Source organism: Caballeronia sp. M23-90, from assembly GCF_053574605.1.
Genome location: NZ_JBSIPA010001064.1, coordinates 1 through 255, shown reverse-complemented (window position 1 = coordinate 255; position 255 = coordinate 1). Strand labels below are relative to the sequence as shown.

The 255-nt window shown below is 59.6% G+C and carries 1 protein-coding gene; it reads left to right on the top strand.

All coding sequences use genetic code 11. From position 1 onward, the window contains the following. Positions 1 to 255 (top strand): EF-Tu/IF-2/RF-3 family GTPase (locus ACRXB1_RS37825; protein WP_449494980.1); only part of this gene is annotated, 255 nt, incomplete at both ends.

Genomic DNA, 255 nt, shown 5'->3' with positions numbered 1-255 from the left:
ACACGTACATCCCGACGCCGGAGCGTGCAATTGACGGTACGTTCCTGATGCCGGTGGAAGACGTGTTCTCGATCTCGGGTCGCGGCACGGTGGTGACGGGTCGTATCGAGCGCGGTATCGTGAAGGTGGGCGAAGAAATCGAAATCATCGGTATCAAGCCGACGGTGAAGACGACGTGCACGGGCGTGGAAATGTTCCGCAAGCTGCTGGACCAAGGTCAAGCGGGCGACAACGTGGGTATTCTGTTGCGCGGCA